This window comes from Bacillus sp. FDAARGOS_527 (assembly GCF_003812125.1).
Classification (GTDB): domain Bacteria; phylum Bacillota; class Bacilli; order Bacillales; family Bacillaceae_G; genus Bacillus_A; species Bacillus_A paranthracis.
In genome coordinates, this window is the sequence record NZ_CP033795.1 from 2,412,493 (window position 1) to 2,439,468 (window position 26,976).

Annotated in this window: 30 protein-coding genes; 11 read left to right on the top strand and 19 right to left on the bottom strand. The window is 35.3% G+C overall.

Annotated elements, in window-relative coordinates; all coding sequences use genetic code 11:
• The first annotated feature begins 31 nt into the window (after positions 1-31).
• On the top strand, positions 32-790 hold the full coding sequence (locus tag EGX95_RS14960; RefSeq protein ID WP_000581356.1) for a MerR family transcriptional regulator: 759 nt from the start codon (positions 32-34) through the stop codon (positions 788-790).
• Positions 791-803: 13 nt separating this feature from the next.
• Positions 804-1,460 carry a GAP family protein gene (locus EGX95_RS14965; RefSeq protein ID WP_000536411.1) on the top strand — a complete coding sequence of 219 codons (657 nt, stop codon included), beginning with the start codon at positions 804-806 and terminating at the stop codon, positions 1,458-1,460.
• A gap of 86 nt (positions 1,461-1,546) precedes the next feature.
• On the opposite strand, the gene EGX95_RS14970 is transcribed toward EGX95_RS14965, so the two are convergent.
• The 5 genes from EGX95_RS14970 to ybaK all read right to left on the bottom strand — a co-directional run bounded on the left by EGX95_RS14970 (position 1,547) and on the right by ybaK (position 8,016).
• Positions 1,547-2,563 carry an alpha/beta hydrolase family protein gene (locus EGX95_RS14970; RefSeq protein WP_000141803.1) on the bottom strand — a complete coding sequence of 339 codons (1,017 nt, stop codon included), beginning with the start codon at positions 2,561-2,563 and terminating at the stop codon, positions 1,547-1,549.
• Between the two features lie 12 nt (positions 2,564-2,575).
• A complete protein-coding gene (locus tag EGX95_RS14975) occupies positions 2,576-3,700 on the bottom strand; it encodes a helix-turn-helix domain-containing protein (RefSeq protein WP_000659040.1) in 1,125 nt (374 codons plus the stop codon).
• Between the two features lie 359 nt (positions 3,701-4,059).
• Entirely contained in the window at positions 4,060-5,706 is a 1,647-nt protein-coding gene (gene ltrA, locus EGX95_RS14985) for a group II intron reverse transcriptase/maturase (protein ID WP_001097732.1), read from the bottom strand.
• Positions 5,707-6,422: 716 nt separating this feature from the next.
• Positions 6,423-6,953 (bottom strand): GrpB family protein, encoded by a 531-nt coding sequence (locus EGX95_RS14995; protein WP_001223425.1) that lies wholly within the window; start codon positions 6,951-6,953, stop codon positions 6,423-6,425.
• Between the two features lie 586 nt (positions 6,954-7,539).
• Positions 7,540-8,016, bottom strand: a complete 477-nt coding sequence (ybaK, locus tag EGX95_RS15000; RefSeq protein WP_000710882.1) for a Cys-tRNA(Pro) deacylase — start codon at positions 8,014-8,016, stop codon at positions 7,540-7,542.
• Between the two features lie 339 nt (positions 8,017-8,355).
• On the opposite strand from ybaK, the gene EGX95_RS15005 reads away from it, so the two are divergent.
• From EGX95_RS15005 to EGX95_RS15015, 3 genes are all read left to right on the top strand, one after another.
• Complete coding sequence (locus tag EGX95_RS15005; protein WP_000425984.1) at positions 8,356-9,633, top strand: histidine--tRNA ligase; 1,278 nt, start codon at positions 8,356-8,358, stop codon at positions 9,631-9,633.
• Between the two features lie 161 nt (positions 9,634-9,794).
• Positions 9,795-10,106, top strand: a complete 312-nt coding sequence (locus EGX95_RS15010) for a hypothetical protein (protein WP_000860721.1) — start codon at positions 9,795-9,797, stop codon at positions 10,104-10,106.
• Between the two features lie 256 nt (positions 10,107-10,362).
• On the top strand, positions 10,363-10,962 hold the full coding sequence (locus EGX95_RS15015) for a hypothetical protein (RefSeq protein WP_000914260.1): 600 nt from the start codon (positions 10,363-10,365) through the stop codon (positions 10,960-10,962).
• Between the two features lie 49 nt (positions 10,963-11,011).
• Here EGX95_RS15015 and EGX95_RS15020 read toward each other — a convergent pair whose 3' ends face one another.
• Positions 11,012-11,401, bottom strand: coding sequence for a winged helix-turn-helix transcriptional regulator (locus tag EGX95_RS15020; protein WP_000340655.1), 390 nt, complete (start codon positions 11,399-11,401; stop codon positions 11,012-11,014).
• 128 nt (positions 11,402-11,529) lie between these two features.
• On the opposite strand from EGX95_RS15020, the gene EGX95_RS15025 reads away from it, so the two are divergent.
• Together EGX95_RS15025 and EGX95_RS15030 are read left to right on the top strand one after the other, a co-directional pair.
• Positions 11,530-12,213: an NAD(P)H-dependent oxidoreductase gene (locus EGX95_RS15025; RefSeq protein ID WP_000185741.1), complete on the top strand. Its 684-nt coding sequence runs from the start codon at positions 11,530-11,532 to the stop codon at positions 12,211-12,213.
• A 147-nt stretch (positions 12,214-12,360) separates the two neighbouring features.
• On the top strand, positions 12,361-12,642 hold the full coding sequence (locus EGX95_RS15030) for a DUF1292 domain-containing protein (protein WP_001997837.1): 282 nt from the start codon (positions 12,361-12,363) through the stop codon (positions 12,640-12,642).
• Between the two features lie 50 nt (positions 12,643-12,692).
• Here EGX95_RS15030 and EGX95_RS15035 read toward each other — a convergent pair whose 3' ends face one another.
• The 6 genes from EGX95_RS15035 to EGX95_RS15060 all read right to left on the bottom strand — a co-directional run bounded on the left by EGX95_RS15035 (position 12,693) and on the right by EGX95_RS15060 (position 18,366).
• The gene (locus EGX95_RS15035) at positions 12,693-13,763 is read right to left on the bottom strand and encodes a pyruvate kinase (protein WP_080001944.1); all 1,071 of its coding nucleotides are present in this window, start codon (positions 13,761-13,763) and stop codon (positions 12,693-12,695) included.
• A gap of 81 nt (positions 13,764-13,844) precedes the next feature.
• Complete coding sequence (locus tag EGX95_RS15040; RefSeq protein ID WP_000782559.1) at positions 13,845-14,555, bottom strand: hypothetical protein; 711 nt, start codon at positions 14,553-14,555, stop codon at positions 13,845-13,847.
• A gap of 337 nt (positions 14,556-14,892) precedes the next feature.
• A complete protein-coding gene (locus EGX95_RS15045; protein ID WP_000716986.1) occupies positions 14,893-15,651 on the bottom strand; it encodes an SDR family oxidoreductase in 759 nt (252 codons plus the stop codon).
• A 56-nt stretch (positions 15,652-15,707) separates the two neighbouring features.
• Positions 15,708-17,366 carry a putative ABC transporter permease subunit gene (locus EGX95_RS15050; protein ID WP_000036872.1) on the bottom strand — a complete coding sequence of 553 codons (1,659 nt, stop codon included), beginning with the start codon at positions 17,364-17,366 and terminating at the stop codon, positions 15,708-15,710.
• Complete coding sequence (locus tag EGX95_RS15055; protein ID WP_000570056.1) at positions 17,359-18,084, bottom strand: ABC transporter ATP-binding protein; 726 nt, start codon at positions 18,082-18,084, stop codon at positions 17,359-17,361. Before EGX95_RS15055 ends, EGX95_RS15050 begins: the two co-directional genes overlap by 8 nt.
• Before the next feature lie 87 nt (positions 18,085-18,171).
• A complete protein-coding gene (locus EGX95_RS15060) occupies positions 18,172-18,366 on the bottom strand; it encodes a hypothetical protein (protein ID WP_000958870.1) in 195 nt (64 codons plus the stop codon).
• Positions 18,367-18,545: 179 nt separating this feature from the next.
• On the opposite strand from EGX95_RS15060, the gene EGX95_RS15065 reads away from it, so the two are divergent.
• Both EGX95_RS15065 and EGX95_RS15070 read left to right on the top strand, forming a co-directional pair.
• Entirely contained in the window at positions 18,546-18,905 is a 360-nt protein-coding gene (locus EGX95_RS15065; RefSeq protein WP_000859217.1) for a DUF3796 domain-containing protein, read from the top strand.
• Positions 18,893-19,096 carry a helix-turn-helix transcriptional regulator gene (locus tag EGX95_RS15070; protein WP_000874185.1) on the top strand — a complete coding sequence of 68 codons (204 nt, stop codon included), beginning with the start codon at positions 18,893-18,895 and terminating at the stop codon, positions 19,094-19,096. Before EGX95_RS15065 ends, EGX95_RS15070 begins: the two co-directional genes overlap by 13 nt.
• A 54-nt stretch (positions 19,097-19,150) precedes the next feature.
• On the opposite strand, the gene EGX95_RS15075 is transcribed toward EGX95_RS15070, so the two are convergent.
• From EGX95_RS15075 to EGX95_RS15095, 4 genes are all read right to left on the bottom strand, one after another.
• Positions 19,151-20,113 carry a tubby C-terminal domain-like protein gene (locus EGX95_RS15075; protein ID WP_000955091.1) on the bottom strand — a complete coding sequence of 321 codons (963 nt, stop codon included), beginning with the start codon at positions 20,111-20,113 and terminating at the stop codon, positions 19,151-19,153.
• Between the two features lie 172 nt (positions 20,114-20,285).
• Positions 20,286-20,996 (bottom strand): YjjG family noncanonical pyrimidine nucleotidase, encoded by a 711-nt coding sequence (locus tag EGX95_RS15085; RefSeq protein ID WP_000875904.1) that lies wholly within the window; start codon positions 20,994-20,996, stop codon positions 20,286-20,288.
• Positions 20,997-21,082: 86 nt separating this feature from the next.
• Complete coding sequence (locus tag EGX95_RS15090; RefSeq protein WP_063246688.1) at positions 21,083-22,105, bottom strand: tyrosine-protein phosphatase; 1,023 nt, start codon at positions 22,103-22,105, stop codon at positions 21,083-21,085.
• A 179-nt stretch (positions 22,106-22,284) separates the two neighbouring features.
• Complete coding sequence (locus tag EGX95_RS15095; protein WP_000207375.1) at positions 22,285-23,007, bottom strand: GNAT family N-acetyltransferase; 723 nt, start codon at positions 23,005-23,007, stop codon at positions 22,285-22,287.
• 123 nt (positions 23,008-23,130) lie between these two features.
• Between EGX95_RS15095 and EGX95_RS15100 the strand changes: the two genes are divergently transcribed.
• Positions 23,131-23,970, top strand: coding sequence for a DUF2785 domain-containing protein (locus EGX95_RS15100; RefSeq protein ID WP_000355457.1), 840 nt, complete (start codon positions 23,131-23,133; stop codon positions 23,968-23,970).
• A gap of 17 nt (positions 23,971-23,987) precedes the next feature.
• Positions 23,988-24,437 carry an NUDIX hydrolase gene (locus EGX95_RS15105; RefSeq protein WP_000540488.1) on the top strand — a complete coding sequence of 150 codons (450 nt, stop codon included), beginning with the start codon at positions 23,988-23,990 and terminating at the stop codon, positions 24,435-24,437.
• 59 nt (positions 24,438-24,496) lie between these two features.
• Here the strand turns inward: EGX95_RS15105 and EGX95_RS15110 are convergent, their stop codons facing one another.
• The 3 genes from EGX95_RS15110 to EGX95_RS15120 form a co-directional block, all read right to left on the bottom strand.
• Positions 24,497-24,877 (bottom strand): VOC family protein, encoded by a 381-nt coding sequence (locus tag EGX95_RS15110; RefSeq protein ID WP_000687552.1) that lies wholly within the window; start codon positions 24,875-24,877, stop codon positions 24,497-24,499.
• Between the two features lie 61 nt (positions 24,878-24,938).
• Entirely contained in the window at positions 24,939-25,967 is a 1,029-nt protein-coding gene (locus EGX95_RS15115) for an ROK family transcriptional regulator (RefSeq protein ID WP_000043165.1), read from the bottom strand.
• Positions 25,968-26,303: 336 nt separating this feature from the next.
• On the bottom strand, positions 26,304-26,867 hold the full coding sequence (locus EGX95_RS15120) for a maltose acetyltransferase domain-containing protein (RefSeq protein ID WP_000845609.1): 564 nt from the start codon (positions 26,865-26,867) through the stop codon (positions 26,304-26,306).
• Positions 26,868-26,976 lie beyond the last annotated feature (109 nt).

A 26,976-nucleotide genomic window follows, 5' to 3' on the forward strand; every position in this document is an offset into this window, starting at 1 on the left:
ACCTTAACGTATAGAAAGGTAGGTTTATCAGTTGATACACATTAATAAAGTTGCAGAACTGACAGGCGTTACAGTAAGAACACTGCGTTATTACGATAAAATCGGATTATTAAAACCAGCATCCAAAACAGAGGGTGGCCATCGTTTATATACAAATGAAGAAATAAAAAAACTTCAGCAAGTTCAATTTTTAAAAAAGGTTGGATTTCCGTTACAAGAGATTAAACATATGCTCGACTTCAATGAGTGGGATTGGTCGGATAGTTTAAAGAGCCAATTATCTTATGTAATAAATGAGCAGAAAAATTTAAAGAAAATAGAATTATCCTTACGAGAAATGATAAATGGAATTGCGTTAGAGGGAGAAGAAAGCTGGATCGCGATTCAAAAAATCATGCAATTATCCAGCAAAGATAAAGAAATACAACAGTATTATCGCGAATCTGTATTTAAAGAAAAAGAAATAAAACTATTGGAAAAGGTTCCTAAAATGGCAAGTGACTGTTCTGATTCACTCGAATGGATTGCTCTCATCGGCCAGTTAAAGCGTTATATGAAGGATGGCCCAAAAGCAACGAAAGTTCAAAATATCATAAGACGAATGGAGGAAAAACGCTTAGAAGAATTTGAAGGTGAGGATGAATTTCTAAATAAGCTTTGGGAGATAAGGATGGCTCCCGAACAATCAGAGAAACTTAGTTTATATCCAATCGATCAAGATGTGCTTCAGTTTATGAACGAGGCATATGCCATTTTTATGACTAAAAAAAATAATCCTGAGCCGGAATAAGGAGGAAAGCACAATGGGTACAGAGCAACTTCTCCTAATAGGCGGATTAGCTATATTAGACACGCTAAGCCCTACTACAATAGGAGTAACAATATATCTACTTTTAACAGATAAAGAGCGTCTCACGAAACGTTTATTCGTTTATTTATTGACGGTAGCAGGATTTTATTTTGCTGTTGGCGTTTCACTCATGTTAGGATTAGATTTTTTGTTTAAATTTATTTCTGGCTTATTTCAAAATCGAATCGTAAGCTGGTTGTTATTTATTATTGGCGTCATATTATTCATCGTAAGCTTTTATATTCCACCAAAGAAAAATTCAGAGATCCCCTCACCAAAATCAAAAAGCATTTTTTCAATGATCGCGCTAGGATTCACTACTACATTAATTGAAGTGGGTACTGCATTTCCTTATTTTGCAGCAATTGGCATACTTACTACTTCTAATCTATCCTTGATACAATGGTCTTCTATTTTAGCGGGATACAACTTGATCATGGTACTGCCCTCTCTCCTGCTGTTTCTCTTCTATCTCCTATTTGGTCGGTGGATGCAAAAACCTCTCGAGAGGCTTCGAATGAAAATTGCTAATAGTACAGGATCAGCCCTATCATGGATTATGTGTATAGTTGGCTTCCTCCTAATATTAAATAGCCTGGATTATTTATAGGGTATTTATAGAACCTACACTCAGGGGAATATGTTTGAAACTACAGAAGTACTTACACCTACCATTCCCCCACACCAGTTTGTCTTTTACAGGCAGTTACTCTCCCTTCCATCTTCCTCATATTCACCTAATTTTGATGTAAGAGTCCTACTACCGGGGATAAAATATGATTCCAGCCAATTTATAATTATTTCTTCCAGCTCTGGATGAAGTGGCTTTCTTGCCCCTTCTTCATAATTCTTTTTAAAATCTAATGCTTTAAACTCACCTTCAAAAACTTTCAAACTATGATCCATATTTTTTATTACATATACTTCAGAATCACCTTTCACATAATCACTGATCCGCTTAGCTCTTTCAGGGTCAGCCTGAATATCTTTATCACCAGCGATAGCTAGCACTGGACATGTTACTTGTTGTAAGTCTTTATAAATGTCATGCTGAAAATGCTCTCTAAACCATTTTGCATTCATCGGTTTAAAACCAACTTTAATCGTATCTTTTTCTGTATTCATCATTTTCTCTTTTATTTTTTCCATCTGCTTTTCTCCACGTTTCTCCACATTGAGAAGGCGCATTAGTTTTCCCTTTATTCCTTTTTGTTCTTTTAATTCTTTATAAGCAATCTCTCTTTGTCTTTTCGTAGCTTCTTCTAACGATTCCGCAGCTCCTGTAAGAAGGATGAGTCCATTTACTGGTGTTCTTGCGTTTACTACAGTTGCTAACATACAACCTTCACTATGACCAGCTAAAATGATATTTTCCGGATTAACAAATGGTTGTTCTTTTAAATACGTAATCGTAGACTCTATATCACTAACTAAATCCCACATTCCAGTCTTTAGAAATTCTCCGTCACTCTTTCCTACTCCGCGCTTATCAAAGCGGAGCGTCACTACCCCAAGTCTCGCCATTACATGCGCTAAATCTTTATATATGTTCGCCTCAAGCTTTAGCGGTACGATTGTTCCATCACGGTCAATTTCTCCAGATCCTGCGATAATGACAACAGCCGCATACTTCCCGTCAGCTTTCGGTTTAGTGAGTGTACCTTGCAAAGTAAACTCACTATTGATCGCTACTTCATATTCATCAAAAGTCATCATTTTGTCCCCCTATTCTTTTATATCCAATTTAAATTTCAAACTCGTTATTATATTTTTATACTCTCTTACATCTTTCATTGGAGCAAAAACTGGATTCTCTGCAATACTTTGTAACATACTTCGCTTTATAATCTCTTCATTTCTAACTGTTTTAGCACCGAGCGGAAACTCTGCAAACCATCCATCAATCGCATCAAAATAGGAATCTCCATGTAAATGTAGACTATTTACTGTAAAGCTCGCCGCACAAACTGCTACATATTTCCGTAACATTTTTAAGGCTCTTTCAAAATTGCCTTGCATACAATATACTTGCGCAGCAGCATAGTATACTTTTAAAGTCATATTAGGATGTAATGTTTCTATTTCATATATATCTATTAACATAAAAGCTCTATTCAAAATCACCTCTACTTTTTCAACGCTTGAGGCATTTACTACTACATAATTCGGTATTGTCGCAACGAGTTGTATTAAATGTTGATACATGCTAATTTGCATTATTTCATTTGCCTTTTCAGCATTTCCAAGTATTTGATATGCTTGGGCAATTAAATCCTCTTCTGGAACGTTAGGACGTATCGTTCCGCCAAGCAATTGCAATACTTCATTTGGTTTATTGAGTATAAGATAGCAAGTTGCTTGAAACGATACCGCCTCTTTCACAAGAGAAACATCATCACTTTCTTCCTGCACCCTGCTAAAGAGATTCATTGCTTCTTCTAAAATTTCAATTCTTCTATCCGTGTCCTCCGTTAACATGTGATGATTAATAAAAAGTATTCCTATTTGAATTAATAATGGAAAACAAGAATAATATTTTTTTATGATTTTCCTGCACTCTATCATTACTTCATCAAATGGTTTTTCACTAAAAGCTTCCGCTAGTCTATGGTATAAATCTTTAATATCTTCCTGTTCCATTTGCGGTGTATAACTGATTAGTTCATCTATACTTATATTAAAGTACGATGCTAACAGTGGTAAAAATGTAATATCCGGATAACTCTGCCCCGTCTCCCATTTGGAAACAGACGCCTTCGTAATACCGATATACGCCGCTAACTCTTCCTGCGTAATTCCCTTTTCTTTTCTCTTATCAGCAATTACTTTATGAATGTTTATCTCCTTCACATCATCACCTCATACTTTTATTATATGCTTTTATTTCACACAAAATATGGATTTGAAGTCGACTTTCGTTAACAAAATCAACTGTTAGGAAACATGTCTCTAAAATCAAAGGCAGGGACATATTTGATATGTCCCTGCCTTTTTATTGTGGGGTACCGATACATAGCCATCTAGCTAAGAGTTTGAAGTGCTGCAAAATTAAACATTTCATCTCACCATAGTTTTCTATGGGAATCCATTGAACAGCTTATTTAGTCGGGTAAGCGGGGGGCATCGCTGCCCCCAACTCCCCTCAGAACCGTACGTGACAGTTTCCCATCATACGGCTCAAGCCTTCTTTTTATCCGATTTCAGTCCCTTTAGTATAGGCAAGGTAAGTGAACTAATTTTAAGTTTAAATTAGACAATATGAGGTGTTGCGGAACAGGCATGTCTTTTACGACTACCTTTTCCCCGTTTTGTAGTGGAGTTTTGCAGATAGCGCAGCGGTAACCTTGTTTTCTAGCCAGCTTCATTCTATCCATCGTGTTTTCCGTATCAAATACCTTACGGTCTCTTTTTTCCCAGTATTCTTTCAATGTTGGGTCATCAGGACTATTTTTGAATTTCACCATGTTGTGTCTCTCAATCTTAATCCATGACATATGTAAGAGTTGGATATTTGTTTTCGGGCAGGTTGGTGTCCAAGCATTTCCACCATGATGTGGATGCCTGTAATATCTTGCATATATCCATTTCCACGACTTCTTTGGATGGAGCTGTCGAAGATGTTTGCCGATTCTCCAATAGATATAGCTATCCATTGTACCAAAGATTTTCTTAGAAACGACATGTTTCCAGTATTGCCCGTATCCTCTGATAATAGGATTAAGCACTCGGATGATTTCTCCGATGGGTTGACCCCTCATGACACGTAAAGTATCTCCAATTTTCTTCTTCGCTTTCTGTCTACTGCCCTTACTTGGTTTGATGAACAGTTTATTCCCCTGTTCAGTTTGGTACTGCCGAATCAAGAATCCTAGGAACTCAAATCCTTCCTCAATATGTGTAACCTTCGTCTTTTCAGGGCTTAATTCCAATCCCCTGTCCTTTAAGTAGGGACGAAGTCTCATATATACAGAGAGTGCTTGTTCTTTTGTCTCCGTTAAGACCACAAAATCATCTGCGTAACGGATAAGGGTAAATTTGCAAGCAGGATTCATAATATAACTATCATTAGCTTTATAGTTTTTCTTGTAAGTAATTCCCAAGGTTTCTTCCATTCCATGAAGGGCAATGTTAGCGAGAAGTGGCGAGATAATTCCTCCTTGCGGAGTACCTTCTTGCGTTTCCGCGAAAAAGCTTTGCTCCATGTATCCCATCTTGAGCCATCGCTTCAATAGTTTTCTTCCTGGGAAGTAAGAAGTTTGTTTGAGTATCCACTCATGGTTGAGATGATCAAAACAGCCCTGAAAATCTCCTTCAAATATCCATTTCTTCTTTGTGCCCCCGTTGATTCTATTGAAAATGCTTCGTATGGCATCATGGGTACTTCGCTTAGGACGAAACCCGTAAGAAATAGCTTCAAATCTGGCTTCCCACTGTGGTTCAAGGGCATTTCGCACTATATTTTGATATACCCTATCCTTTATAGTTGGGATGCCCAACGGTCGCAATTTTCCGTTTTTCTTCACAATGTATATACGTTTTGCTGGTTTTGGTCGGTGTTGTAGCGTATTTAACTTTTTGAGTTGCTCATAGAGAAGATTTCTTTCTCTGCGACTCAAGGCTGTATGTTCATCAACACCTGCTGTTCGCTTTCCTTTATTCTGCTGTGTTACTCGTCTAATTGATAACAGTAAGTTTGCTTCGCTTCTCATGAGTAAGCGTTGAAGTTTTCTTACCTTTCTTTGTTGCTGTAACTGTTCGGCACGGTAAATTCTTTGTCGTAACTTCGTCACATACATCTGAACTGCTTTCCAGTTTGTATACGAGACGTGCGCCGACGCTCGTTCTGAGGTGTTCATAACTGCACGCTCCTATTCGTCAGAAGATAACTTACAAATGTATTTCCATGTTGAAGACCTATAAGAAGTGGGCTCCCTTTCAGGCTTGTCATGGGTTTGTCCGTAAGGACGACAATATCCGCTCAGTTATACATATTTCTATGCTTTCCTGTTTCCTTTCGGCTAGCGGCTTTTGCTTTCTCTTATATCCTTTACCCTCTGCCACATCGTTTGACTTTACAGTCATCCTACTGCTTGCGCAGATGACATAGGGCTTACCAAGTTTCACATTCCACAGATACGACAGGGTTAGGTGGACTCTTTACTCCGGATAAGTTGCGGGATGCAACGCGGCAGTATTATGAGAATGCCTTTCCTCTTATCAAGACCTGGGTAGAGCTGTACATTATCCCAAGCTAACGATTACGAAGCTTACGAGCCTTCACTCTCGTTCACCGTACCTGTCTTCTCCTAGCGGTATTCCGAGTCATGTACAGACTCTCTGTTTCCACATTTCCTCATGCAACCCACGAGCCCGTTACCAAGTCCGCAGTTTCGGATGGAGATAGACTTTGCATCTAATCTAGTAGCAGAAGCTACCCTGTGGGAATGCGACTTCTTGTCGCACCATAATTTTCGAAAGCGGAAGTCAGCTAACGAGAATTATGTTCATGAATAATAAAGTTGTGTCTGTAGTGCTTAAAGAAATATAGTATAGTGCTTTGAAAAAATGCCTTTTAGATATTATATCTGTGTTTTAATTTCATCCAATTCTTAGCTCTATTATCTATTTCTTTTATATAATCATTTTTGCCCTCTATATACTTTTCAATATTTATCGGGAATTTTTTAGCCAACGTTTGTTTTAAATTGCTATATTGTTGTGCTTCTTCAGGATGAGCAATCATATAATCTCTAAATGCTAGGTGACGTATTATTTCTTCGTTTCCTGTCTCGAAAATATGAACATGGTGGCTCCTATTATCTCCACCTTTGATAAAAAATCTTCTTCCCACTATTCCAAATTCACCTTTGTATTCATAACCAATTTGTTCCATACCGTTTATAAATTCATCGACTTGTTCTAGTACTTTTACTTCAATCAATATATCGATTATAGGTTTAGCTTTAATATTTTGGATTGCTGTACTTCCAATATGGTGAATATTTATAATTTCATTGCCAAAGATAGTGTTTATTTCTGTTGCTTCTTCCTTGAACATTTTTGACCATTCCTCATTATGTGTGACAACTTCAACTATTCTCAAAATAGTACCCCCTTTTTTTCTTCATTGTATCATTTAGAATAATTGATTTGTTGTAAAAATTGGATGTATATTCCATTCATGTCAGGTTGACATAACGCACCATTATCAGTAGCATGGAAAAAGGAGAACCCTGCTCTCACAAGGGAACCTTCTTTTTTAGTTCTATGAATCTATACATATTCTATACATTCCTATTCTGGTATCGTTTTATGGTTCTTGTTTGTTACTCGATTAGCCAAAAAACTGTATAAAATCTTGCATACTCTTATGCGTGGGGTTTTTCAAAAATACTAGCATCCCCAATATATGCTTTCTTATGGGTATTTCTTGAACCCTCATTAAAACACTCTCCAGTCCTTTAGCTATCTTTAAGAGTAACTCTTGTTTATTTAAGGTCCTCACACCGAGCCTTTGTCCTCCTCCCAAATCCAAACAAATGATTCATATTACAGTCTATTTCGAACTGAATATTCAATCTTTATTCATTTTAATATAGGTATGTAAATAAAAGGGATAATCAGCCCCATAATGGACTAATTATCCTATAAATGTTTATCTAAACTAGAACTTCTTTCCCTATGTATATTTATTTCGTTACCTCACCAAACTGCGCTCTCGTCACTTTCGCCAAGTCATCCACTTTCAGCTCAATTTGTATACCAATTTTCCCGCCACTTACAATCATCGTTTCAAGTGATTGGGCACTTTCATCGATACATGTAGAAAATAACTTTTTCATTCCGACTGGTGAACAACCGCCGCGAATATATCCTGACACTTTCGTAATATCTTTTACAGGAATCATTTCAATTTTCTTTTCACTTACCGCTTTTGCCGCAGCTTTTAAATTTAGTTCCTCATCCACCGGAATAATAAACACATGATAATTTTTACTATTCCCTTGAGCGATTAACGTTTTATATACTTCTCTCACTTCTCGTCCAATTTTCTCGGCTACTGATACGCCATCAATTTTCCCATCGTCTGGATTATATGACATCATCGAATATTCAATTTTCTCTTTATCTAATATTCGCATCGCATTTGTTTTATCTTTTTTCATAGTGATCTCCTTAAACGGTTATTTCATATTATTAAGTTTTATTATACACCCTTTTCCATTTCTCCTACATACCTTCACGTATTTTTCAAAACTAAAAATATTGATAATTCAAAAATCATCTGATATAATTTGGAAAAACTTATGTTAAGGAGAGATTTGTAATGCAAAATTTTAATACTTCTTTCCAACTTCATCATCATACGTAACGCCGTGTATCCGAAGAAAAATTTTTCTTCGTGGGTACAGGGCTTTTCCTGTTGACCCACGAAGCGTTCATAAAGCTATGTGGGTATTTTTATACCTGCATAGCTTTTTTTAATTTAAAAAGGAGTGATTATGATGGAAATGAGAAATGTAAAAGGAACGAAAGACTATTTACCAGAGGAACAAGTGCTGCGAAATAAAATTAAAAGAGCGTGTGAGGATACGTTTGAACGTTATGGCTGTAAACCGTTAGAGACACCAACGTTAAATATGTATGAGCTTATGTCATACAAGTACGGCGGTGGTGATGAAATATTAAAAGAAATATATACACTTCAAGATCAAGGAAAACGCGACCTTGCCTTACGCTACGATTTAACCATTCCATTCGCAAAAGTTGTGGCAATGAATCCGAACATCCGCCTTCCTTTTAAACGGTATGAAATTGGGAAAGTATTTCGAGATGGCCCTATTAAACAAGGGAGATTTCGTGAGTTTATACAATGCGACGTTGATATAGTCGGTGTTGAGTCTGTCATGGCAGAAGCTGAACTTATGAGTATGGCGTTTGAGCTGTTCCGAACGTTAAACTTAGAAGTAACGATCCAATATAATAACCGCAAATTGTTAAATGGTATTCTTCAGGCCATTAACATCCCTACTGAATTAACAAGTGACGTCATTTTATCATTAGACAAAATCGAAAAGATTGGGATTGATGGTGTACGAAAAGATGTATTAGAGCGCGGAATTACTGAAGAACTGGCTGATACGATATGTAATACTGTTTTATCTTGTCTAAAGCTTACAATTGCTGACTTTAAAGAAGCTTTCAATAATCCACTCGTTGCCGATGGAGTAAACGAATTACAACAATTACAGCAATATTTAATCGCTCTTGGAATAAATGAAAATGCTATATTTAATCCGTTTTTAGCGCGAGGACTCACAATGTATACAGGTACCGTATATGAAATCTTTTTAAAAGATGGATCAATTACATCTAGCATCGGTAGCGGAGGGCGATACGATAATATTATTGGGGCTTTCCGCGGTGATAATATGAACTATCCAACAGTCGGTATTTCATTCGGTTTAGACGTTATTTATACAGCACTAGCGCAGAAAGAAACGATATCATCTACAGCGGATGTATTTATCATCCCGCTCGGGACAGAATTGCAATGCTTACAAATCGCCCAGCAATTACGTTCTACCACTTCCATAAAAATTGAACTCGAACTAGCAGGACGCAAATTAAAACGTGCCCTTAATTATGCCAATAAAGAGAATATCCCTTATGTGCTTATTATTGGGGAAGAAGAACTTAGTACAGAAACCGCTATGCTGCGGAATATGAAGGAAGGTAGTGAGGTGAAGGTTCCGCTTTCTTCTTTAAGTAATTATTTGTAATACGAACCACCCTCGTTTGGGTGGTTTTTCTATTTTATAAATAACCAATAATTAGTTAACATAAAAAAATTACATTCTACTAAAATCTACAAATATTTAATATCCAGTTACCTATTATTTTTGGTAATATATAGATAAGAATTATTTTAGGAGGATTAACTTTGAAAACCTACATCCAAGCACTAAAGTGGACTACAGGGATCTATCATCTTTTATTACTTCCTTGTTATTATGTATTTCCAAGTCTTGTTAACCTATATGGGATACCTTTACTACTATTGATTGTTTTACATATCACTACTATTTTATTAGCTAAAAAAGAAGGCGTGAATACGTATCCCCATTATATAGGTATTATCGTTACTCTAGTTGCCTTTTTCCCTTATATAGACATCGTTCTACATATTATAGCAGCCATTTTCCTTTTATTAGATGCGGCTTCTATGAATGCAAAAGAAGTGTATGATTCATAACAGGATAAAATGAAACTTTAATCAGTAGAGTTTTGAAGTCGGTTAGCAAATTGCAAAACTTACATAATAACGTTATTGTTAACACCCAAAAAGGATTTACTTTTTAAGTAAATCCTTTTTCAAATTACTCTCCTTACCCCAGACTAATAAAAGAATATTCTGTTTTATTTTTATAAAATTCTAAAAATTTACAATATAACTTAATTATCATACATTTTAGTTATGTAAAAAAACTAAGTGTAAAGGAGATGAATTCATGCTAAAAAAATTGATAGTAGGTGCAGTGGTAGCCATTTCATCATTAACTGTAGGGTTAGGATCAGTATCAGCTAGTACCGAAAAGGATTATTCGATTACCTCTTTTGAATATGTAACTGTAGATGAAAAGACAGTAGATTCGTTTAACAAATTGGGTGCTCCATCTAAGGAAGACATAAAAATAACTTTAGTTCTACCGAAACAAAACCAAAATGGAGACTGGTTATCTTATGGTTTTTCGAGCAAAGAAAGTTTAGAGTCTTTTATTGAAAAAGATAAACAAAGATTGAATCATACAATCACTCCCCTTGGGGTTGAAGGAAGCGGCCCTGGTAGTACAGACTTCTATAAACGTACAAATCAAGGTAGCGAGTATTTTTCTCTAAGTAGCGGTTATAAAAACTTGTCTCCTAGTTGGCAAAATCAAATTTCTTCCGTAAGTACAGCATCCCCTACTGCTAGCTATTCAACAACGCTATGGGAACGTACTTCAACTGAAGGATATGGAAAAGGTGTTGTTTTTAAACATGCTGATTGGTATGGTAAAACTGCAAACTTGGCTGCCATTCCAACTTCAGCAGTTGAAGTTAAAAAGTAAAAATACAGAAATAAAAGGTGTCTTCACATATGGAAAACACCTTTTATTTCTACAACTCTTTCCTATTATTTTTCGTATTCCTACTCTCCAAAACTTTCTCCATATTATGAGTCGCCCACTCCATCATTAATAGAATCATTGGACGAAGTGATTCACCAAGCTCCGTTAGCGAATACTCTACTTTTGGAGGTACTTCACGGTACACTTCACGATGTATGATACCATCTGCTTCAAGTTCTCTCAGCTGCAGTGTTAACATTCTTTGTGTGATATTAGGCTTTAATCTTTTTAATTCATTAAACCGCTTTGTACCATCTAATAAATGATACAAAATAACCCCTTTCCATTTCCCTCCAATGACCTCGACCATCGCTTCCACTGGACAAGAATATTTATTTAAAAATGGGTAATTTATATTATTTTCATTTGAACAATCCATAATAAATCCCTTCCCTTAACATTAGTATCTTTTTTGATACTATACCACATAAATGTGCGTACTTGTGTCTATGTTACTTTAAAAATATAATTTACTTACAAAATAAATAAATGAAAAGAGGAACTTTTATGACAAATACAAATCAAATTACAAAAGAAAAAATTATGGAGGCTTTTCATTTCAGACATGCATGTAAAGAGTTCGATTCTATGCAAAAAATTTCAGAAGGGGATTTTAAATTTATTTTAGAAACAGGAAGATTATCTCCTTCTTCTTTCGGATATGAACCTTGGAAATTTGTTGTCGTACAAAATAAAGAAGTAAGAGAAAAACTACGACCATATTCATGGGGCGCTGGTGGGCAACTTGCAACAGCTAGCCACTTTGTCATTGTTCTTTCAAGAAATATTAAAGATATGCATTATGATGCAGATTATATTAAACATATGATGAATGATATTATTGAATTACCTGAAGACGCGCAAAAAATTAGATATGAATTCTTCAAAAAGTTCGAGGAATCAGATTTTAACTTATTACAATCCGAGCGTGCTGTATTCGATTGGGCATCTAAGCAAACTTATATTGCTTTAGGGAATATGATGACGAGCGCAGCTCAAATCGGGATTGATTCTTGTCCAATAGAAGGATTTGATAAAGAGAAAGTAGATTCTTTACTTCGTCAAGAAGGCATTATCAATGGAGATAACTTTGAAGTATCTGTTATGGTTGCCTTTGGTTACCGTAAAGAAGAGCCAAAACGTGATAAAACAAGACAGACTATGGATGCAATTGTTGAATGGGTTGAATAAGATAACATGCGCTCCTTATAGCTGCATACCCATACAAAAGAAGTAGAATTTGATTTTTCCTATGTATGAAATTCATTTTTCATGGAAAACTATATTAGTATGTATGCAGTTTAAACGCTCTATTTATTAGAGTTGGACAGGAGGAGAATGAATATGTCTGATATTGAAGTTGGCGAAGTGTTTACGCTTAGTGATGAGAATAACGAAGAGCAAGAAGTAGAAGTACTTGGAGCGATGGATGTCGAAGGTGCAGAATATATTGCAGTTGCCTTTGTTGAAGATATCCAAACAGAAACCGAGGAAGACATTGATATTTTCTTTTTAAAAGTAGAAGAAGATAGTGAATTCTCATATATTGAGAATGACGAGGAATTTGAAAAAGTATCTGCTGCGTTTGAAAAGATTTTGGATGAGCAAGAGCAAGAGTAGAATGAATGAAAAACACGAGGACGGATACATATCCGTCCTCTTTTTATTCATCACCCATCCAAAGACTTATGCAGCAATTCCAGTACATCTTTCATCGCAAAAGGACCGTCTTTTTTCACATGCTCAGCAAATTCAGAAACGAGACGTAGTGTACTCACACTTTCAACCGGATGCTCTCCTGAAGCACTTTCAGCAGAAAGCATAACAGCATTCGTCCCGTCCAGTACAGCTTGGAACACATCCGTTACCTCTGCCCTTGTTGGAATAGAATGATCTACCATAGATTGAAGCATTTGTGTCGCTGTAATAACATATGTATTCGTTCGATTGCATTCCTGAATCATCATTTTTTGCAAGAGCGGAACAAATTGAAACGGTAACTCAACTCCTAAATCTCCCCTTGCAATCATAATTCCATCTGCTTCTTTACATATATCTTGAAAATTCTCGATCGCTTCCATCGTTTCTATTTTTGCAATTAAATTAGGTGACGTTTCTTTATATTGTTGTATGAAATCTCGTATTTCTTTTATATGACTAGGTTTTCTTACGAAAGAACATGCGATAAAATCAACACCTTCTTCTAAAAGAAACTGAATATCTTTTTTATCTTTCTCTGTAATAGCTGGTAAACGAACGATTGCGCCTGGTAAGTTCACCCCTTTATGAGAGGAGATATTACCACCTGTTTTCACCTTCGTTTCTATTTTATCCGTACTTACTTTCTCAACGATTAACTCAACTTCACCATCATTCATTAAAATTCTACTTCCGACTTTCACATCATTCGCGATCCCTTCATAATCAACACTTGCTTCCGTACTACTCCCTGTAACTGGTTGCGTATGCAAAATAAAAGAATCTCCCGCCTGAAGTGTAATTTGTTCTCCTTTCATTTCACCTAACCTTATTTTAGGACCTTGTACATCGCCTAAAATTTTAATAGAATCATCTAATGATTTCACTAAACGAATGATATCTTTATGACTTTCATGCGTCCCATGTGATAAATTTAGCCGAACAATTTTCATACCATTGCTTATTAACTGCGCTAACGTTTCTTTATTATTACTTGCTGGACCAATTGTACAAATTCGATCGATTGTCACTTTTATCACCATCCTTTTTCATTATGATTCCCATAAACCTTCATTACACTCTCAACGTAAAAAAAGCCTACTCACACAAGTAGGCTTTTGAAACTACGAAAGTTTCGTCAATAACTGATTTAAATCTTTTTTCGTTTTCGTCGTTAATGACTTCATTTTAGTAATATCTATCTTTTCTTTCTCCGCTCCTACAATTAATGGATACATACTTTGTCCGATTGTTTTATATTCAGCTGGGTGTGATGTTTCTAACTCTTTCTCAATTACATCCCACTTTGCATTAATTTGTTTTCCAAGTTTATTTACTGTTTCTAATTTCGGATTAGCAGCTAATTGCTTATCTAAGCTATCAACTAATGCAGCAACTTCTTTCACACTCGTTTTCACAACTACACTTTTCTTAGGATCTTTCGTTGTTTTTCCGTCTGAGTTTGTACTTGTACTTTGATCTGTTGTTTTCCCACTAGTCGTTTGATCATTCGTCTTTCCTGTCGTCTCTTTTTCTTTTGTTTTTACATTCTCGTTTTGAGTTGACGTTTTACCGTTACTTTCTGTTCCTGATGATTCTTTCGTGTTTTTTGCATCTTTATCTGTTTTTTCGTTGGAAGAAGTATTTGTTTCTTTGTCAGTATCTTTCGTTGTTTTTGACGTTTCATCTGTACTTGTCGTTTTTACTTCTCCTTCATTTTGCGCAGTTACTTGCTCTTTCTTTTCTGTTTCTTTATCTGCTGACGGACTACAAGCTGCCATAGTAAGCATTGTACCAATTGTTATCGATGCGATAGCGACCTTTTTCATTTTCATATAAATCCCCCTATGTTTACGTTTTTATCCTCCCCTTTACGATTCGATTTCCCCTTAAAAAATCCCTTTTCATACGAATTACCATCTTTCCGACAGTAATCTTCATAATAATACGTACAAAAACTGATAAATCAATTTGAATATTCGAGTTTCTTCTACTTCATTTTTCTTCTCTGTAGTAAAAGAAAAAGAGTATATTGTCATATGAAGCATTACGATCTTCATATGACGATATACTCTTCTATCAAATTTTTATCTTTCTTGACATTTTATTTATACAAAAAAATAAAATTTTCTTTCGTTTTTTTGTTTCTCAACAATTGTTAACATAATATATTTATGAGTAACCACCATTCGAATGAATAACTTGCCCAGTAATCCATTTCGCTTCTTCACTTACTAAAAAAGATATTAAGCGCGCAGCATCCACCGGCTCTCCTACTTTACCTTGCGGGAACTTCCATACTAAATGATGCTTCAGCTCCTCTGTAATCCATCCTGTATTCGTCGGTCCTGGATCAACAGCATTTACTGTAATCCCCTTCTCCATCGCAACTGGTGCTACTGATTTTGTAAATGCTTCAATTGCTCCTTTCGTTGCTGCGTATGCTAATTCATCAGGCATCGGCCCTAGTGACTGCCCTGAAGTAAGGTTAATAATACTTCCACTCGCCTTGCTTGCATACTGTTTTATAAATAATGAACTTAATAACATAGTAGCCCGAACATTAACCGTATAATGTTTATCTAACTGTTCTACATTTAATTCCTCAATTCTCGTATGAGTAGCATACGCTGCATTATTAATTAAAATAGATGGATCACCTAACCGTTCTGATACCATATAAAACAAACGATTGGGCGAATACGACTGCGATAAGTTGATTTCTGCCATTTCACATCGAACACCGTAACTTTCAATCTCCTCTTTCAACAAAAAGGGCTCTTTGTCATGCATTCCCCACGGCATCGCTTTATCATACTGAGACCAGTACGTGAAAAAAATGTCTATTCCTTTTTGAGCAAGCACCTTGCATACAACTGCACCAATTCCATTCAGACGAGTGGCCCCTGTTACAATTGCTATTTTCTTCACCTTTTCTCCTCCACCTATGGATAAATCCTCTGCACGAATACAGAGGATTTATCTTTTTATTCAATATTTGACAATATACGTTCTGCACCTAATTTTAAAATTTTAATAAAGATATAATTTACAATCGTAAACATTACAAATAAAACGATAAACATAACCCACAGTCCCACTTGAAGGAAGAAGTATAATAGACTTACTCCCGCTACAATAACTAAAGCTATTAAAATATTAGCTAAAAAATTCCACAAAGTTGTATAGCGACTCTTAAATAATTTCTGCTCTGTATCCCAATGTATATCTGCAGTTTGTGCATCCCAGCGTGTACCAATTAAATTAATTAACAGTAAGCCGTTCGCACTTAGTAAAAACCACAGTAACATGAAAACAGGAGAAATTCCCGCTACAACTGCCATCGTAATACCGAACACTGCTAAAATAATTACATTAATTAACCAGGCAGTGATTGCTTTCGCAAAAAAGATATCTGAAGCCTTTACAGGTAAATATCGATTCACAAACCAAGAGCTTCCATCTCGCGAAAATGACGTTGTTGCGATAACGTTACTTCCCATTAAGAATAAAGAGGCACAAAGGCCAACACCAATTGCAAGTCCTGCTGATTTTGGATTATCAATATATCCCGTGATCCATTTTAAATTCCCATCTTGCACGAATAAAATGAAGAACAACATAATCGGCATAACGAAAGTTTGTACGATACAATTTAAGAAAAATTGTGGTGTACGGAATAACGTTTTAAATTCTTTTTTCACATACGCTTTCAAATGTGAACTTTGTACCGTTGATTTTTGTAAACCTTCTGCTGAAATGACTTCTTTTTTTGCTGTACTCGTTGAAAGTCCAATAACCCCTTTTAAATATGTACGCTCTGCAATGTAATAAAACAACACAAAAAATACAAATGAAATAACTGCAAAGATTATTACGTATAAAGGACCCTTCCAATTTGCATTTTCTACTAATGCTACTGCTCCAAAATATGTAGTTGGAAAATAGTTTGTCATTTGTACTAAAAGAGAAGACTGGTTGTTTGCAAGGTAATCCGCAATTGCATCTTCAGAAAACGAACTTTTATTTTTCCACTGCAAAAATACGTTAATTCCTACAATAAATAGTATACTTACGATTCCGATAAATATATTTCCTCGGTCTTTATTTTTCGCTATATTTGTATACCTCATAATAACTGTCATCAGTAACGAAGCTAGTACTAACGGCACAATCGGGAAGAGTAAGTAAATGAAAATCATATATATGTAATATGTAATAAACGCTCCACTTTTTAATCCGTAAGTAATGAAGATTGGTAGTAAAATAAATGAACTCATTACGTATTGTGTAATTAATACCGTTAAAAATTTGGCTGAAATAATTTGCGCTGGTTTTAATGGTAATGGTAATAACATTTCAATGTCATTGCTGTAGTAAAATACAGTTAAAATGTTCGTAATACTCATTAAAAATACCCATATACTCGCAATCGCAAGTCCCATTGCGATAATCATTCCTGGATCTTGCCCTAAATGTATCATTCCCTCATACATTGCATGCGTGATAGAACCAAACAGTAAAAATCCGACAAATAAAATAGCCGCAAATGAAAATACATACGCCCATCGCTTCTTCTTATCTGTTATAAAATCTGCATAATTTAATTTCAATAATACTTTCGTTAACGTCCAAATTTTACTCATTGCCCGTCATCTCCAAGAACATTTTTTCAAGTGATTCGTTGGATTTAAAATGATCTCTCATTTCATCTAAATTCCCTTTAAACTGCAAATTCCCCTTATTAATAATCGCGACGCGGTCACATAATTTTTCTGCCACTTCTAATACGTGTGTAGAGAAGAATACAATCTTTCCTTTATCCGCATGTTCTCTCATCATTTCTTTTAAAATATATGCAGATTTCGGATCAAGCCCCGTTAACGGTTCATCTAAAATCCATACATCTGGCTCATGCACGAGCACACCAATAATAACAATCTTTTGTCTCATACCGTGCGAGTAACTTTGAATTTGATCTGATAAAGCATTATAAAGATCAAATTTCTTCGCTAAGGACTCAATTCGTTCTTGGCGTACTTCTTTCGGCACTTCATACATATCTGCCATAAAGTTTAAATATTCAATTCCCTTTAATCGTAAAAACATATCTGGACTATCTGGGACATAACCAAACGTCCTTTTCGCTTCCATCGGATTTTTCATAATATCTATACCGTTAATCGTAATCGTCCCTTTGTCCACCCCATGGATACCAGTAATCATCTTAATTGTCGTTGATTTACCGGCACCATTTGGCCCTAAAAATCCAAAGATTTCTCCGCTAGGCACAGATAAACTTAAATCTTTTACTGCATAGGTAGAACCATTATAACTTTTTGACACATTCATAATCTCAATCATTCCATCCAATCCCTTCCTTAATTACCAAATAACTATATCAACATTATAGCATACTTCTATTTTCAGATTTTTGTATTTTTCAGTTTTTTAACCTTTGAAATAAATATACAAGCCTAATCCAACGATTAAAACGACAGCTAGTATAATATAAATCATCGTAAGTCTTCTAATATTTCCCTTTGTCGCTTTACTATAATTTGCATCACCATTTCGCCCAATTAACACTGTCGCGACTACAGTAATCACTACAAGCAATACAACGACCATGATCCAAGTTAACATACCTTCCTCCCCCTCCTTACAACCATTTTACAATATTATCCTCTTTATTTCGCAGCATATTTCCTCTTTTTACTATTCTTATGAAGCAAACTGGAAAACTATTATTACCATTCCTATCCATATGTGATATATTCATAACATAATGTTAATTATTCCCAAAATGATTAGGAAGCCCTATCATGAAAACAACTTGGATAAAATATTTAGGATTTCTCGGTTTCTTCGGTTTTCTTGGCTTTTTTTATGAAAAAGGATTGTTTACTATGTTTTGTTTCTTCTCCTTTTTCACCTCATATAGAACGGTTCAACACGATGAACTGTTTGAACAAATCGTTAATAAATCGTGCCGCAATGCCTTTATCGTTACGTTACTAACTACTGCTATCATTATGTTTATTGAAATGTTATTTCCAAACCCGGCGCTACAAGAAATTGATATCGTTCTTATTTTCGGCACGCTTATTCTTACGTTTGGTTTTTCTATGTTCTTTTACGATAAACCTGTTGACGAAATGGAAGATACACCATGGCGTTCATAACAAGAATAAAAGAATACCGCGCCAAATTGAATATGACACAAGAAGATTTAGCAAAGAACGTTGGTGTACGTCGTGAAACAATTAGCCACCTTGAAAAAGGAAAATACAACCCTTCCTTGCAGCTTGCTTACGATATAGCGAAGGCACTTCATAGTACGATTGATGAAGTTTTTATTTTTGAGGATAAATAAAAATACCGGCATTCTTTTCACAAAGAATACCGGTATTTTTCATTTATACAACAATCACCCATACAAAACCGCATGAAATACGCCCAATAGTAAATATTGATCCTCAATATAATCCTTATCATATACATTCATCTCGATGTGATACATATCTTCCTCAAGACGAATATTCCAATCTGCAATTACATAGCCTTTTCGTAATAACTTTCCCATCCCAAAAGTAGTTTTATGAACAACAAATTCTTCTCTCTTATATGTAAAGGTAAATAAGAAATTTGCATCCAATAACTTTCCGTCACATACAAGTATTTCATGCTCTGCATCATAATTATCTTTATATGTTACTAAAATTCTTCTTTGACGCTGCCTACTTACATCCTTTGCAATGACGCGAATGTTGTTCTTACTATCCTTTATTTCATAAATGATATTACTACCGACTTTCGGAATGAAATCTAGCACTCTCATCAACGTATTTTTGTAATAGCCCCGTACTGCGCCTACTCCTTCGCTTTCATTGTAAACCTCAATAGGCACCGTATCCGCTTTACTATCACACAGTCGTTTGTAAGAAAGCTGCATCACCCGCTCTCCTCTTAAGTACTGATCAAACGTCACAGGATATTCGATCGCGCGCAGTTCCTTATTTAGGTCATATAAATAACGCCCAACGCTCTCCACTAATGCTGTAGTAGAAATACTCTCCTGAAGTTCAAATTGTTGCCAACTGGAAGAAATCTTCCACTGATCGTCTTCTTCATAAAAGAAACTAAGAATGATCTCATCACGGTCAGGCGTTTCATAATTCATATGTACGTTCTGCCCGTGTTGCACTTGCTCCATCCACTGTCCTAAATAAATGCCAAGCTCTGCGACCTTCATACGTGACTTTTGAAAAAGTACGCTGTCACTCACGCGAATCGTTACATCCCCTTCGATAAAGCCCTTTGCATAAGCATCATACCGCGGCTCATCCTTCTGCGGGATATTCTTGTCTAACTCAAATAAAAATGTTAACATCTTTCACTCACCTCTAGTTATTACACCGATCGTACCTATAAAATGAACGCAACTCAAATTATATCGACGATTTTGCCAATATATCTACCGTAACTTAAAATATATCAACGATTTTTTTGATATATCGACGATTCGACAAAGAATATCGACTTATCAACAAATATCGACACTATTAAAATGAAACTACCTTTTCTTCCGCCACTTCTACAAGTTCTAAAATTTGCAGTAGACTCTTCACTTCATAAGTCGGCTTAACACTTGCCTTATTCTCTTTCAAACTCGGATTATACCAACACGTATCAATGCCGTAATCTTCTCCGCCTTTCATATCAGAAGTGAGCGAATCTCCAACCATTAGTACACTTGATTTATCCGTAATCCCAAACTTTTCAAATGCATAATCAAAAATCTCACGTGCTGGTTTTTGATGACCAACCTCTTCTGAAATAATAATATGATCAAAGAAATTACATAAAGGCGAATTTCCGATTCTAGATTGTTGTACTTTTGTATATCCATTCGTAATAATACCTAACTTGCAATCTTGTAGATTCTCACATAATTGCACTGCACCTTCTATAAGATGTACTTCTTTCCCTAAGTTTTCAAGATATACGTCACTAAATTGCTGCGCATCTACTTCTATATTATGAAGTGCAAATAATTGTCTAAATCGATCTACCGCTAATTCACTTAACGTAATCATTTTATTTTCTAAATCTCTCCATAACCCATTACTAATCTCTTTATAACTTGCAAGATAATCAGTATACCCTGTAGGCATACCAAACTGTATAAACGCATTATGTAATGCGTGTCTTTCCGTTTCAGGGAAATCTAATAATGTATCGTCTACGTCGAATAATATAACTTTGTATTTCATGATGTTCTCCTCAATTCCTATATTCTCATAGCCTAATTATAACAACAATAAGAAAAGGAGGCTAATCCAATCAGCCTCCCTCCTCTTTATTTATCTTCTAACAATAAAACTTTCATTTGTTCTAACGACTCTTTCGTAAAGCCAAGTGCTTTTTCAGCATACGCTTCAACTGAACCATATTGCTTTTTCTCTTCATCAATCGCAGCTTGTAAATACTCAGCACGTGCTTCGAACATCGCACCTAATATCGCTCTACTCTCATCGTTTTGTAGTTTTGCACCTAAAAAGGCCATCATTTTCTCGTTTAACTTTTCACGGAAACCGTTACTTAGTAAATAATCTTCCATTACTGTTTTCTCTGGTACACCTAGTAAAAGTAATAATAATGCTGATCCAAATCCAGTACGGTCTTTCCCAGCTGTACAATGGTTTACTAACGGTAAGTTTTCCGGGTTTTGCGCTAAGTTTAAGAAGCTTACGAACGCCTCGTTACCACTTACGAAATCTTGATTCATTTTCACAAGGTATTCGCCTGGTTTGCCTAACATAGAAAGGTCACCAACTTGGAAAAACTCATTTATGTTCAAGTCTTTTGCTAAGTCTTGCATAACTGGTAAACACACTTGACGAGCTCCTGTAATCTCAGGGTTTGGCTTATGCTTCACTTCAAAGTCTGTACGGTAATCGCAAATTAACTTTAAGCCAGACTTTTGTAAATACGCAATATCCCACTCTGTTAATCCTGCTAATTCTTCAGAACGGTATAATTTACCCCATTTTACTTTACGGCCTTCTGTCGTTTCATATCCTCCCATATCACGGAAGTTAAACGCGCCTTGTAATGGCAGTCTACGCTCAGCTACTGTTACTGCTTGTCCATTACTACCTACTAGTCTAAAATATGGACGCTCATTTTCGCTCGGGTTTTCAATTGTATATGATGATTCTCCATTTACCGTTGCAAGTAATTCTCCATTTTCTTCAATATGATCTGGCGAAGTACTCCAGTAAATGCGAACTTCCTCTATATTATTTTCCCACTTTATTTGTAACGTATTATCTTCATTTCTTTTTACAGTTGCTTGTAACCAATGTCTTTGCTGCCCCATTCTTTCACCAACGCTTTCTCTTATAATCGAACCTTACCCTATTGTATTATACAAATATCTACTTTGTCGTTCTCATTTTTCTTTTTATCTTACAAACAGGCAAAAAGTTCTTTTACTTGTTCAAAATTTGTACATGGATTTCCTCGAAATGAGTTCAAGAGAGTACATCATTCATCATCCTAAAACTTCCTCACATACCGCTCAGTAGAACTAAGCAGCTGACATCCGTTCTTTTCAAAAATATCCTTCATCCACTCATTTTGCACATTTGTCTCACCGATATAATAAGATGCTCCTATTTCTTTTAATACAAACATTGCTCCTGTAAAGAATGCTGCTTCGTATCCTTTATTTCGCATATTTGGAGCGACTGCGAAATACATAAGTTTTCCTTCTTCTAACGTCCCCTTTTCAATATGTGGGATTACAATTCCGATCGGCTCTTCATTAATACTCGCAGTTAAACAATGTTCTTTCCATTGCTCTCCAATTTCCTGTAGCATCATATTTACAAATTGATCATAAGTGACTTGTTCTTCTGTCATCTCGTTCCAAAGTGAATAAAAAGCATTTTCACCAACTTCTTCAATCAACTTAAAATCAATTTCACTTTCTACATCTTCTACTTTATATAGATCCTTAAACACAATGATGTTTTCAGTAACATATTCAAACGAATACGTTTCAAAACATTTTTTATACATATTATAATTGGGGCTTTTCGAAGAAATCTCAAAATGTAAGTTTTCTATTCCCTCTTCTTCAGCCTCAGCAACGCAATATTGCATCATTTCCTTTAATTGTTCTTCTGTAAAAATCTCTGCATTATTTTCTTTTATCATGATAGAAGAAGCATTTCTTCTTATTTTAAAATGTTTTTCTAACTGTTCTATGGTCGTCATATTCTTCCCTCATCTATGTCATACTTGAATTTCTACTTGTTCTCCTTGCATGAGCAGGATTGTCCTTGAATATATAGAATACTAGAAAACATCGCATCTTTAAAGTGCGGAGGAGGTTCTCCATTGGATATTACAGCGCTGCAACAACAGTTAGAGCTTATACAACAAAATGACTATACGCAACTGCGACATATAGATATAAATGAATTAACGCTCCATATGCTTCAGTATATCGGAACAACTGATAGTTACGTTCGTTACCAGCTTATATATAAATGTTTTGTACATTTTATTCATCATGAATTTCTTATGGATGATCAGCTGAAATTGCTTTTACATACTTGTTTAAGTGATGAGTATTTATATTGTGACATTTACACTCCGCATACAGATGGAGTTTTCACCCGTTCATACACTGTTTCGTTAATTGCGTTAATACTCCAATTCGCTAACTCGCACTACTTTTTTACTGAGGAGGATATCGAAGAAATAAAAAACAAACTCATTACATATACAAACTTAGAAACAGATTTTCGAGGCTATATTGAAAATAAAGGATGGGCTCATTGTCTTGCTCACGTATCTGATGCCTTTACGGAAATTGTTCATAATACGTATACAACTTTTGAATGGTACGAAGAGTTAATTCATTGCTTATTAAATAAAATCTTTATTCCATCTGACCTTTTTCATAATAACGAAGATGAACGAATTGTTACGCCATTACTAGCGATGTTGTATCATGACTTTCCGCAAGACGAGTTAATTTCTATTATTCATAAAAAAATAAAAAGGCTTCCTCAAATTAGAAAACGCCTTTCGTTAAATGAGTATTGTATTTTATGTGCCAACATTAAAACCTTTTTACGCACTTTATTTTTCAGAACGAAAGATGATCATAACTTAGCCTTTACAGCACGGAAAACAGAAAGAATGTTAAAAGAACTTCCTAATTATTACTAGATATAAGGAGAACAACTATGGGTTATATTGAAGATATGAGAAATTTAGTAGGAAATCAGCCACTGATTTTAATAGGATCACACGCCATTATAGTAAATGAAAACAATGAAATATTGCTGCAGCTCCGCACCGACTTTAACCGCTGGGGTATTATTGGCGGCGCCTTGGAATATAACGAAACGTTAGAAGACGCTTTAAAGCGAGAAGTATATGAAGAAACTGGACTTATTATTAAAAATCCAGAACTATTCCGTACATACTCAGGACCAGATTTCTTTCAAATCTATCCAAATGGCGATCAAGTACACGGTGTACTCGTTGTTTATATTTGCCGAGAATTTCACGGTGAGCTTGTATGTGATCAAACAGAATCAAAAGAATTACGTTTCTTTCCGCTTGATGAATTACCTAGTACTCTTCATCCAGTTATTGAGGGGATTCTTCGCCATTTTCATCACTCCAATTAAAGATAAAAATAAAACAGCCTCATCTCCCGTCATGATAATGCGAAATGAGGTTGTTCATGTTAGATCGTTATCTCAATCTGATTTCCTTCAGGATCACTTACTACACTTTCGTAGTAACCATCCCCTGTAGTTCGTGGGCCGTTTAACACAGCGTATCCTGCTTCTCTTAATGTATTCGTTAATTCGTTCACTTTTTCTTTACTACCTACAGAAAAAGCAATATGCGCATATCCTATTGTTTCTGTTTGTAATGCATCCTCTATCCCTACCCGCTTCATAAGTTCTAGACGCGCACCACCTTCAAAAGTTATGAAATAAGATTCAAACTGCTTTTTCGGATTGTGATATAAGCTATTTTCTTCACCATTAAAGTACTTTTTATAAAAATCACGCATTCCTTCTAAATCATTCACCCAAATTGCTACATGTTCAATTTTCATAATTGGCACCTTTTCTTTTATGTTATTCAACTGAAAATTGGATGCTTCATTGCCAGCACATTTAATTTTCTTTATTCGTTCTCGTAATCATAAGATCAAGTCCTAGACTTTTTAATCCATATAAATAATCTTCTTTCCAATTGCTCACTGTTATTTTCGGAATATGTTCTGCCGGAATGTACTGCGGACAACTTTTTACAATTTGCTCTATTACAAATTGATTCACTTCATCATCACAGAAGATAAAGGCATGCGGGTTAATAATAGCTATACATGTAGCGATTAAACGAGTAATAGCATCTATATTATATTCCTCTGGATTATTCGAATCTTCACTTCTCAAAGCTTGCAAGAAATTTTTATTATTATACTGCGGGACGAAAGATATCTCTCCTGAGAAAAATGTGCTTCCGCGTACGACATCTCCATTTACCATAATACCTGCACCTGGACCATTTTGACCGGAATACAAATATACAAGAGAGGAATTATCATAGTTTCCAGTGTTTTTATAATAACCAAGAACAGCAGCATTCATATCGTTTTCTATTACTACTGGTATAGAAAACTGTTCCTCCAAATGACTTTTCAAATTAAAATTTTGGAACTTTTCATATCCAGGAATATAAAAAATACGACCATTATCAACCGAACCAGGCACACCAATTGATATAGAGCTTATTTTCGGGAATGTAGCGATAAGACCTTCAATATGTTTAGATAATACATTTACGCCCGTATCAATTAACATACTTGAAGTACTCCCCTGTTCTTTTACTTCCCCTAAACAGTTAAAAATTGTATAGTTTGTTTCATTTTTTTCTAAAAATATCGCTAAACCTAACATATATTCTGGATTATATTCATATCGTTTCGCTCTTCTTCCACCACTTGAATCATCTAAACCAGCTAAAGTGACTTCACCGTCTTGTTTCATTTTTTCTATAAATTTACTTATCGTTGGAAAACTAATTTCTAATGTATTACTAAGCTCAACTTTCGTTGCACTACCTCGCTCTAAAAGAACTTTACGAATGCCACGAAGGATTGTCTCTTTAATCGATTTTTGAGTAACAAACTGTTTACTCAAATCGCTCACCACCTTAATCAACATACTTATTAAACCTTTTTAATAAGTTGCGTTGACAATATATCATACATCATTTTCTAAAGCAATAAAGATGATATATTTCTACTAGCAGTATTCCGAATGCTTCCCCTAGTATACTTAAAAATTGTGTATAACCTATGATAGAAACTTACGGCAAACGAGAAAACCAGCAAAACAAATAAGAAAAAGAGCGTTTCAAGAAGTAAGTAATGTCTTCGTACGATTTTCCGCACTATTTTTCTTTATATGAAACATCTTTCACATTTTCTATACGATACAACATCTGTTTATTCATGCACTCATAAAAAACGATTTCTATAAGTCTATCGTTTTAATAACTTTAGCTGGGTTACCACCAACTACTACATTATTGGGTACATCTTTTGTCACAACTGCCCCTGAAGCAATTACAGCGTTATCTCCAATTGAAATACCAGGGTTAATAATAGCTCCCCCGCCTACCCAAACATTGTTACCAATCTTTACAGGCTTTCCATATTCTTTACCAGAATTCCGCTCTACCGGGTGTAAAGGATGAGTAGCAGTATAAATGTGAACACCAGGTGCAAACATACAATTATCCCCAATTCGCACTTCACAAACGTCTAAAATCACACAATTGAAATTGGAGAAAAAATTCTTTCCAATATGGATATTGTAACCATAATCACAACGAAAAGTAGGTTTAATATGTGATGCCCCGTCAGCTGAAGAACCTAAAAGCTGATTTAATAATGTAAAACGCCTCTCATCTCCTGTCTCCATTGCCTCGTTATAAAGACGTGTTAAACGTTTTGCCTCCACCCTATCAGCTACTAATTCTTCGTCATCCGCAATATACATTTCTCCCGCTAACATCTTTTCTTTTTCTGTTTTCATACAATCATCTCCTTTGTAATCAAATGAACCCTACTTATTAAACATCTTTATTAAGTGACTTTCATTATACTTATTAAACATGTTTAATAAGTAACCCTATAGTAGCATA